The sequence below is a fragment of the Stenotrophomonas sp. GD03654 genome (assembly GCF_029845105.1).
Lineage (GTDB): Bacteria > Pseudomonadota > Gammaproteobacteria > Xanthomonadales > Xanthomonadaceae > Stenotrophomonas > Stenotrophomonas africana.
This window is the reverse complement of the sequence record NZ_JAOCLC010000035.1, coordinates 43,796-52,620: the sequence shown is the minus strand read 5'-3', so window position 1 is coordinate 52,620 and position 8,825 is coordinate 43,796. Positions and strand designations below refer to the sequence as shown.

Here is an 8,825-nt window from a genome sequence, read left to right as displayed (position 1 = left end):
GGCGGCGCCCGATGGCCGGTCTTTCACCCGAACCGTGGCATGCTCGGCGCCAAGTCCACCTGGAACGTCCGCCATGCGCCTGTTCACCCGTGTCCTGCCCCTGATGCTGCTGGCCTCCCTGCTGTCCGGCTGCGGCTACAACGCCATCCAGCAGAAGGATGAAGCGGTCAAGGCCAGCTGGTCGGAGGTCATCAACCAGTACAAGCGCCGCGCCGACCTGGTGCCCAATCTGGTGCAGACCGTGAAGGGCTTCGCCAGCCAGGAAGAACGCGTGCTGACCGAAGTCACCAACGCCCGTTCGCGTGTCGGCCAGATCAACGTCAATGCCGACGACGAAGCCTCGCTCAAGCAGTTCCAGCAGGCCCAGGGCGAACTGGGCAGCGCGCTGTCGCGGCTGCTGGTGGTCACCGAGAACTACCCGGAGCTGAAGTCCAACCAGAACTTCCGCGACCTGCAGGCGCAGCTGGAAGGTACCGAGAACCGGGTCACCGTCGCCCGCGGCCGTTACATCCAGCAGGTGCAGGACTACAACACCTACATCCGCTCGTTCCCGCAGGTGATCACCGCCAAGATCTTCGGCTACAAGACCAAGCCGAACTTCACGGTGGAGAACGAAGCGCAGATCTCCAACGCGCCGGCGGTCGATTTCGGCAACACGCCGCAGCAGCAGCCGGCACCGCAGCCGGGGAACTGATCGATGCGCCTGGCCACTGCGCTGCTGGCCCTGCTGCTGTGGCTGCCGCTGGGCTCGCATGCACAGCAGCTGGTGCCGGTTCCCGCGCTGGATTCGCCGGTGGTCGACACCACCGGCACGCTGGATGCCACGCAGAAGCAGGCGCTGGTGCAGCAGGCGATCGAGCTGCAGCAGCGCAAGGGCAGCCAGCTGCAGGTGCTGGTGGTGCCCACTACCCAGCCGGAGGACATCGCGCAGTACACCACGCGGGTCTTCGACCAATGGCAGATCGGCCGCAAGGGCGTGGATGACGGCGTGCTGCTGGTGGTGGCCAAGGACGACCGGCGTGTGCGCATCGAGCCGGGCTACGGTCTTGAAGGCGCAATCCCCGATGCGATCGCCAACCGGGTCATCCAGGAATACCTGGTGCCGCGCTTCCGCAGCGGTGACTACGCAGGTGGTATCACCGACGCCACCGGCGTGCTGGTCAAGCTGATCGACGGCGAAACGCTGCCTGCGCCGGTCAGCAGCCAGCGTGGCCGCGAGCCCGAGGGTGGCGGTGATACCTGGTTCCTGGCGCTGTTCATCGGTGTGTTCGCTGGCAGCATCCTGCGAGGCGTGTTCTCGCGCGTGCCACGTCCGCTGCGCGGCCTGCTCGGCGGCGCGGGTGCAGCGATGGCGGCGTTCCTGTTCACCTCCACGCTGCTGGCCAGTGGCCTGGCAGGCATCGTAGGGCTGATCGTGGCCATGCTCTCCGGTCACCCGGGCCGCTTTGCCGGTGGGGGTGGCTGGGGAGGTGGCAGCTGGGGCGGCGGAGGCGGCTTCGGCGGGGGCGGTGGATTCGGTGGCGGCGGCGGCTGGGGCGGCGGTGGTGGCCGCTCCGGTGGTGGCGGTGCTTCGGGGGGCTGGTGATGATCCAACGACTGTGTCGTCATGTGTTTTCGCCGTCGGTACGGCGCGCGTTCCCGCCGGCCACGCTGCAGGCGATCACCGAGGCCATCGCAGCCGGTGAGCAGCGCCACGGCGGGCAGGTGATGTTCGCGGTGGAAGCGGACCTGCCGCTGGCCGCGCTGTGGCACAAGGTCACCCCGCGCCAGGCCGCCGAGCATGCCTTCGCGCGCCTGCGCACCTGGGATACCACCCACAACAATGGCGTTCTGATCTACCTGCTGCTGGCTGACCATGCCATCGAGATCGTTGCCGACCGTGGCCTGCAGGGCCGGGTCAGCGCCGCACAGTGGCAGCGGGTCTGCACCCATCTGCGCGAGGGCCTGCGTGGTTCCCATCCGGTGGAGGCGCTGCAGGATGCCATCGACGAGGTCTCCAGCCTGATCGAAGGGCACTTTCCGGCCTCGACGCGGTCGAACGATGACGCGTTGCCGAACTCGCCCCAGCTCCTTGGTTGAGCCGGGGCGGCACTGGCCCGAGAATAGGCGTTCAACCGCAAGGCACCTTCCATGATCTATTTCCACGACATCGACCCCATCGCCCTTTCGCTGGGGCCGATCAAGGTGCATTGGTACGGCATCATGTACCTGCTCGGCTTCACCGCAGCCTGGCTGCTGGGCCGCAAGCGCATCGCCGATGGGCGCCTGCCGGGCGTCGATGCCAACGGCTTCTCCGACCTGCTGTTCTACGCCATGCTCGGCGTGGTGCTGGGCGGGCGCGTTGGCTACATGCTGTTCTACGCGCTGGGTGATTTCCTGCACAACCCGCTGCTGCTGTTCAAGGTATGGGATGGCGGCATGAGCTTCCACGGCGGCCTGCTGGGCGTGCTGGGCGCCTGCTGGTGGTGGTCGCGCAAGCACAGGCTGCATTTCTTCGACACCATGGATTTCATGGCGCCGCTGGTGCCGCTGGGCCTGGGCTTCGGGCGCATCGGCAACTTCATCGGTGCCGAGCTGTGGGGCAAGTACACCGACGGTACCTGGGGCGTGGTGTTCCCGTCCGGCCTGCCGGCGCCGCTGAACCAGCTCGACCACGCCACCCTGCAGGCGCAGTTCGCCAGCGGCGCGCTGAACCAGTTCGCGCGCCATCCGTCGCAGCTGTATGAAGCGTTCCTGGAAGGCCTGGTGATGTTCATCGTGCTGTGGGCCGTGTCGGCCAAGCCACGTCACCGCTATCTGGTGGGTGGCCTGTTCGCGCTGATGTACGGCCTGTTCCGCTTCGCGGTGGAGTTCGTGCGCATGCCCGACAACGGCGTCTACGTGGCCTTCGACTGGCTGACGCGCGGCCAGATCCTCAGCCTGCCGCTGATCGCCTTCGGCCTGGTGCTGCTGGTGATGTCGCGCCGTGCGCCGGTACTGCAGCCGCAGCTGCCGGTGGCTGCCGAGGGCAAGGCATGAAGGCTTACCTGGACCTGCTCTCGCACGTGCTCGAGCACGGCGCCGAGAAGAGCGATCGCACCGGCACCGGCACCCGCAGCGTGTTCGGCTGGCAGATGCGTTTCAACCTGGCTGAAGGCTTCCCGCTGGTCACCACCAAGAAACTGCACCTGCGCTCGATCATCCATGAGCTGCTGTGGTTCCTGAAAGGCGACACCAACATCGGTTACCTGAAGGACAACCAGGTGCGGATCTGGGACGAGTGGGCCGACGCGAACGGCGACCTCGGCCCGGTCTACGGCAAGCAGTGGCGCAGCTGGGCCACCGCCGATGGCCGCGAGATCGACCAGATGCAGTGGCTGGTGGACGAGATCAAGCGCAACCCCGATTCGCGGCGGCTGGTGGTCAGTGCCTGGAACGTGGGCGAGCTTTCGCAGATGGCGCTGATGCCGTGCCACAACCTGTTCCAGTTCTACGTGGTGGACGGCAAGCTCAGCTGCCAGCTGTACCAGCGCAGCGGCGACATCTTCCTGGGCGTGCCGTTCAACATCGCCAGTTACGCGCTGCTGACCCACATGGTGGCGCAGGCCACCGGCCTGGGCGTGGGTGATTTCGTGCATACGCTGGGCGATGCGCACCTGTATTCGAACCACTTCGAGCAGGCGCGCGAGCAGCTGTCGCGTGAACCGCGCGCGCTGCCCAAGCTGTGGTTGAACCCGGAGGTGACCGACCTGTTCGGTTTCCAGTTCGACGACATCCGCATCGACGGCTACGATCCGCACCCGGCGATCAAGGCGCCGGTGGCGGTATGAGTACCCGCCTGATTTCCAGTGGCCTGCTGGCGCTGTGCGGCATGCTGCCGCTGGCCATGGTGCAGGCCGGACCGGCCGATGCGCTGTCGTTGGCCCGGCAGGTCAATGAGCAGATCGTGCACAAGCACATGCGCGAGGAAGTGCAGGCGTTCGCCGGGGCATTCAACGGCAGCACGATGATGCCCCAGGATGTGCCGGAAGGCTGCCGGGCGCAGATGCGTGAGGCGGCAACCGGCATGTACAAGGCGATGACCGAGCACCTGAAGGCCGGTATCGAAGATCCGGCCTATCAGCGCACGCTCGAGCAGCAGCTTGCCACCGTCTATTCCAGTGACCAGTTGCAGGCATTTCTGGCACGTCGTGCCAGCACCGACACGGCTGCGTTGTCGGCAGACATCCTGTCGGGACCGGGCCTGAAAGATATCGAAGAGGCGCAGAAGCAGAAGATCCTCGGTGGCCTGGATGAGCACTCCACGTCCAGCCCTGCGCTGGCGGCGGCGTTGCAGGCCGCCAGTGCCGCCAACGCTGCCTGCGAACGCCTGCAGATCGACGCCAGCTGAGGAGGTGGTCGTAATGAAGCTGTCGATGATCGTGGCGCTGGACCGCAACCGTGGCATCGGCCAGGGCAATGCAATGCCCTGGCACCTGCCGGATGATTTCAAGCACTTCAAGGCGCTCACCCTGGGCAAGCCGATCCTGATGGGCCGCAAGACGGCCGAGTCGATCGGCCGCGTGTTGCCGGGTCGGACCAACCTGGTGCTGACCCGCAGCGGCCAGGTGCCGTTCGAGGGCATGCGGGCGGTGGCGTCGCTGGACGAGGCGAAGGCGATTGCCGAAGGCGAGGGCGCCAGCGAGCTGTGCATCATCGGCGGCGGCGAGATCTTCCACCAGCTGCTGGACCAGGCCAGTGACCTGTACCTGACCTGGGTGGATGCCGAAGTCCCTGCCGATACCCATTTCCCCGAAGTGGACGTGCAGGACTGGCGGGAAGTGAGCAGCGAGCCGCACCCGGCCGACGAACGACACGCCTACGCGTTCCGCTTCGTGCACTACGTGCGCCGCTGAAGATGGTTTCCTGTAGAGCCGAGCCATGCTCGGCTGCTGTTGCCGGACACATCCCGTAGCCGAGCATGGCTCGGCTCTACAGGATTGCCTACGGCCTCCGGTAATGCCCGATGATGGTGTGCTGGAACAGCAGGTTCTCTTCGCGCGTGCCGCGCGCGATGTTGTGCAGCACCAGCGGTGTGCCATTGGCCAGGCGCCGGTCGGAGACGATGCCCACGTGCAGCAGGCCGTTGCCGTTGAGCTTCCACGCGACGATGTCGCCGGCCGCGTAGTCGGCGGCGAGGGCCGTGATCGGTTGCTGCCAGCCCTGCCGCTCGAACCAGCGCATCAGGTTCGGTACGCGACGATGATCGATGTTCCGATCCGGTCGTGACAGGCCCCAGATCGTGGGATAGGCGCTGAAGTTGCCGCGCATGTCTTCGTGCACGCGCGCCTGCAGGTCCAGGCCCTGGCTGCGCAGGGCGCGCACCAGCACGTCGGTGCACACGCCGCGATCAATCGGGACATCTCCGCCGGGATAGGCCAGCACCTGATAGGCAGGGTCGTAGCGGGTGGTGACGCCGATCTGCGCGCGCGCTGCAGCCACCAGTGGCGGCGAAGGCGCCTGCGGTTGCGATGGCGTGTGGTCTGCATTCCTGCCGCCGGTGGGAGTCGGGGCCGACGTGGGCTGGCAGCCGCCGGCCAGGGCCAGCGTCAGCAGCAGCACCGTCCATGGTGCCCAGCCACGCCGCATCATGCCTGCGGCGCTGCGCCGTTGTTGTTGGGACCGCCGGAACCACCGCCGCCACCGCCACCTCGACGGCGACGACGACGCGGGCCACGGTTGCCGGGGTTGGCAGCGGGGGCACTGCCGCCACCCTGTTCCTTGCCCTGCACCGCAGCGGCGGGACGCTCGTGCGCTGGTCGCGCCGGCGGTCGTGCATGCGGCACCGGTGCCGGCACATCGCGGCCTGGCACCTGCACCACGCGCAGCTCATCGGTATCGAGCTGGATCGCGGTCAGCTTGCCGCCCCAGACCGCACCGGTGTCGATGGCGTGCACGCCCTGGGTGATGGTCAGGCCCAGCGCCGACCAGTGGCCGCAGACGACCTTGAGGTCACGCTCGACCCGGCCCGGCACTTCGAACCACGGGTACAGCCCCTGTTCCTGCGTGCCCGGCGTGCCCTTGTCCTCGATGCCGATGCGCCCGCGCGGGGTGCAGTAGCGCATGCGGGTGAGCACGTTGATGATCGCGCGCGAGCGGTCGTAGCCGGACAGGTTGGGCGCCCAGCTCGGCTTGTCGCCGTACATGTTGCGGAACAACTTGCGGTAGCCGGCGCCGTGCAACTGTGCCTCGACTTCAGCCGCATGCTTCTCGGCCATCTGCGTGGTCCACTTCGGCGCCAGGCCGGCGTGCACCATCATCCAGCCCAGTTCGCGGTCCACGTGCACCAGCTTCTGCAGGCGCAGCCAGTCCAGCAGCTCGTCGCGGTCCTCGGCCTGCACGATGCGCAGCAGGTCCGGGTTGACCTTGCGCTGTTCCTCTTCGGTGCGCGCACCGACGGCCAGCAGCGAAAGGTCATGGTTGCCCAGCACCACCACGCTGTGCTCGCGCAGCGAATGCACCAGCCGCAGCGTTTCCAGTGACTGGCCACCGCGGTTGACCAGGTCGCCGCAGAACCACAGGGTGTCCTGGGCCGGGTCGAAACGGATCTTCTCCAGCAGTCGCTGGGTGACGTCATAGCAGCCTTGCAGGTCGCCGATCGCCCACACACTCATCGTTCGGCCTCCGTGTCAGTGCAGGGTACGCGGGACGGCCAGCACGAAAGGTGCGACCGGCGCGGCAAATTCGGTGCCGTCGTCGGCGACCATGTCGTAGTGGCCCTGCATGGTCCCGTGATCGGTCCCCAGCATGACACCGGACGTGTAATGGAAGTCTTCACCGGGACGCAGGCGCGGCTGCTCGCCGATCACCCCGTCGCCGTCAACATGCTCGACGCGACCGTTGGCATCGGTGATGCGCCAGTGGCGTGCGACCAGGCGCGCGGCAACACGCCCCTGGTTGTGGATGCGGATCGTGTAGGCGAACGCGTAGCGCCCGTCTTCCGGCGCGGATTGATCGTCGAGGAAGCGCGGTGCGACTTCGACGGAGATGGCGTAAACGTCAGCGTCTTCCATACCGGCAGTGTAATCAGGAGGCATTGGCCAAAGCGATGAATTCGGCCACGTCCAGCTGTTCGGCGCGGGCATCGGGACGCACGCCGGCGGCAACGAACTGTTCGGCGGACACCACGTTGTTCAGGGCGTTGCGCAGGGTCTTGCGGCGTTGCCCGAAGGCGGCCTTGACCACCTCGGCGAAACGCTTGTGGTCGTTGATGTTGATCGTGGCCGGGTCGCGCGGGACCAGCCGCACCACCGCCGAATCGACCTTCGGCGGCGGCCGGAACGCGCCCGGCGGCACCACGAACAGCGAGGTCACCTCGCAGTACGCCTGCAGCATCACGCTGAGACGGCCGAATACCTTGCTGCCGGGACCGGCGGCCATGCGGTCAACCACTTCCTTCTGCAGCATGAAGTGCATGTCGCGGATGACCGCGGCATGTTCCAGTGCATGGAACAGGATCGGCGAGGAGATGTTGTAGGGCAGGTTGCCGACCAGGCGGATCGGCTGGCCGGCAGCGAGCTCGGTGAAGTCCACGCGCAGCACGTCGCGGTGGACGATGGTCAGCTCACCCAGCGGCTCGGCGGCGGCGGTCAGCGGCGCGATCAGGTCGCGGTCGAACTCGATCACCGTCAGTTTCGGATGCACGCGCAGCAGCGGCAGGGTGATCGCGCCCTGGCCGGGACCGATCTCGACCAGGCGGTCACCGTCTTTCGGGTTGACCGCCATCACGATCTTGTCGATGTAGTGGCGGTCGGCCAGGAAATGCTGGCCAAGCTGTTTCTTGGCCGGGGCGGTGAACACCGGGCCGGAGGGGGAATGCGGGGAATTCATGCGCTCAGTGTACGTTGCCGCGCAAGCTGCGCACACAGCGTCGTTGCCGCCTGCAGGCTGGAAGGATCGGCAATGCCGCGGCCGGCGAGGTCCAGCGCGGTGCCATGGTCCACCGCCACGCGCGGGTAGGGCAGGCCCAGGGTCAGGTTCACCGCCTGCTCGAAGCCCGAGTACTTCAGCACCGGCAGGCCCTGGTCGTGGTACATCGCCAGCACGGTGTCGAAGCCGGTCAGCTTGGCCGGCAGGAAGGCGGTATCGGCTGGCAGCGGCCCGATCAGGTCCATGCCCTCCGCGCGCAGGCGCTGCAGCAGCGGGATGACCAGGTCCAATTCCTCGCGGCCCAGATGGCCGTCTTCACCGGCATGCGGGTTCAGGCCGAGCACGGCGATGCGTGGCGCGGGCAGACCGAACTCGCGGCGCAGCGCGGCGTGCACGGTGCGCAGGGTGTGTTCCAGGCCGGGCGCGGTGATTGCATCGGCCACCTCGCGCAATGGCAGGTGGGTGGTGGCCAGGGCCACGCGCACGATGGAGTTGGCCAGCATCATCACCACCTTTACCCCGGCCTGGTCGGCCAGCAGTTCGGTGGTGCCGCTGTAGGCGATGCCGCCTTCGTTGATGACCGCCTTGTGCACCGGGCCGGTGACCACGCCGTGCAGTTCGCCGGACAGGCAGGCCTGGCCGGCACCGAGCAGTGCACCGATGACGGCACCGGCATTGGCCGGGTTGGCCTGGCCGAAGTGGCTGGGCACGGTATTGGCCACAACGCGCAGACGCAGATCACCGGGGACGCGTGCTTCGGCGTCCTCGGGCAGCAGTTGCAGAGGCAGGTTCAGCGCGGCAGCGGCCGCGCGCAGGGTGTCCGGATCGGCGAAGGCCAGCAGCCGGCAATCTTCACGCGGCTGCTGGACAAGGCGGATGCACAGCTCCGGGCCGATCCCGGCGGGCTCGCCCGGTACCAGAGCGAGCTCGGGGCGCAT

At 67.3% G+C, this 8,825-nt stretch carries 12 protein-coding genes; 7 read left to right on the top strand and 5 right to left on the bottom strand.

Translation table 11 applies throughout. The annotated features are described in order from the left end of the window. Positions 1-73: 73 nt before the first annotated feature. The 7 genes from N5J73_RS13975 to N5J73_RS13945 are packed head-to-tail and all read left to right on the top strand — an operon-like array spanning position 74 to position 4,874. Positions 74-694, top strand: coding sequence for a LemA family protein (locus N5J73_RS13975; RefSeq protein WP_049446403.1), 621 nt, complete (start codon positions 74-76; stop codon positions 692-694). Positions 695-697: 3 nt separating this feature from the next. After that, a complete protein-coding gene (locus N5J73_RS13970; RefSeq protein WP_279941081.1) occupies positions 698-1,585 on the top strand; it encodes a TPM domain-containing protein in 888 nt (295 codons plus the stop codon). Continuing rightward, positions 1,585-2,079 carry a TPM domain-containing protein gene (locus N5J73_RS13965; RefSeq protein WP_049446399.1) on the top strand — a complete coding sequence of 165 codons (495 nt, stop codon included), beginning with the start codon at positions 1,585-1,587 and terminating at the stop codon, positions 2,077-2,079. Before N5J73_RS13970 ends, N5J73_RS13965 begins: the two co-directional genes overlap by 1 nt. Before the next feature lie 51 nt (positions 2,080-2,130). Next, the gene (gene lgt / locus N5J73_RS13960; RefSeq protein ID WP_099589460.1) at positions 2,131-3,018 is read left to right on the top strand and encodes a prolipoprotein diacylglyceryl transferase; all 888 of its coding nucleotides are present in this window, start codon (positions 2,131-2,133) and stop codon (positions 3,016-3,018) included. After that, positions 3,015-3,809 (top strand): thymidylate synthase, encoded by a 795-nt coding sequence (locus tag N5J73_RS13955; RefSeq protein WP_154348545.1) that lies wholly within the window; start codon positions 3,015-3,017, stop codon positions 3,807-3,809. Before lgt ends, N5J73_RS13955 begins: the two co-directional genes overlap by 4 nt. After that, entirely contained in the window at positions 3,806-4,369 is a 564-nt protein-coding gene (locus tag N5J73_RS13950) for a hypothetical protein (protein WP_239508906.1), read from the top strand. The genes N5J73_RS13955 and N5J73_RS13950 overlap by 4 nt, the downstream gene beginning before the upstream one ends. A gap of 13 nt (positions 4,370-4,382) precedes the next feature. Beyond that, entirely contained in the window at positions 4,383-4,874 is a 492-nt protein-coding gene (locus N5J73_RS13945; protein ID WP_049446393.1) for a dihydrofolate reductase, read from the top strand. Positions 4,875-4,962: 88 nt separating this feature from the next. Here N5J73_RS13945 and N5J73_RS13940 read toward each other — a convergent pair whose 3' ends face one another. Genes N5J73_RS13940 through pdxA form a run of 5 tightly spaced genes read right to left on the bottom strand, consistent with a single transcriptional unit; the run spans position 4,963 to position 8,825 of the window. Further along, positions 4,963-5,610, bottom strand: a complete 648-nt coding sequence (locus N5J73_RS13940) for a DUF1287 domain-containing protein (RefSeq protein WP_049446391.1) — start codon at positions 5,608-5,610, stop codon at positions 4,963-4,965. Further along, the gene (locus tag N5J73_RS13935) at positions 5,607-6,632 is read right to left on the bottom strand and encodes a symmetrical bis(5'-nucleosyl)-tetraphosphatase (RefSeq protein WP_164078726.1); all 1,026 of its coding nucleotides are present in this window, start codon (positions 6,630-6,632) and stop codon (positions 5,607-5,609) included. Before N5J73_RS13935 ends, N5J73_RS13940 begins: the two co-directional genes overlap by 4 nt. Positions 6,633-6,647: 15 nt before the next feature. Next, positions 6,648-7,031 carry a Co2+/Mg2+ efflux protein ApaG gene (gene apaG / locus N5J73_RS13930; protein WP_049446387.1) on the bottom strand — a complete coding sequence of 128 codons (384 nt, stop codon included), beginning with the start codon at positions 7,029-7,031 and terminating at the stop codon, positions 6,648-6,650. 13 nt (positions 7,032-7,044) lie between these two features. Then, the gene (gene rsmA, locus N5J73_RS13925) at positions 7,045-7,848 is read right to left on the bottom strand and encodes a 16S rRNA (adenine(1518)-N(6)/adenine(1519)-N(6))-dimethyltransferase RsmA (RefSeq protein ID WP_049446386.1); all 804 of its coding nucleotides are present in this window, start codon (positions 7,846-7,848) and stop codon (positions 7,045-7,047) included. Next, the gene (gene pdxA / locus N5J73_RS13920; RefSeq protein WP_164078727.1) at positions 7,845-8,825 is read right to left on the bottom strand and encodes a 4-hydroxythreonine-4-phosphate dehydrogenase PdxA; all 981 of its coding nucleotides are present in this window, start codon (positions 8,823-8,825) and stop codon (positions 7,845-7,847) included. Before pdxA ends, rsmA begins: the two co-directional genes overlap by 4 nt.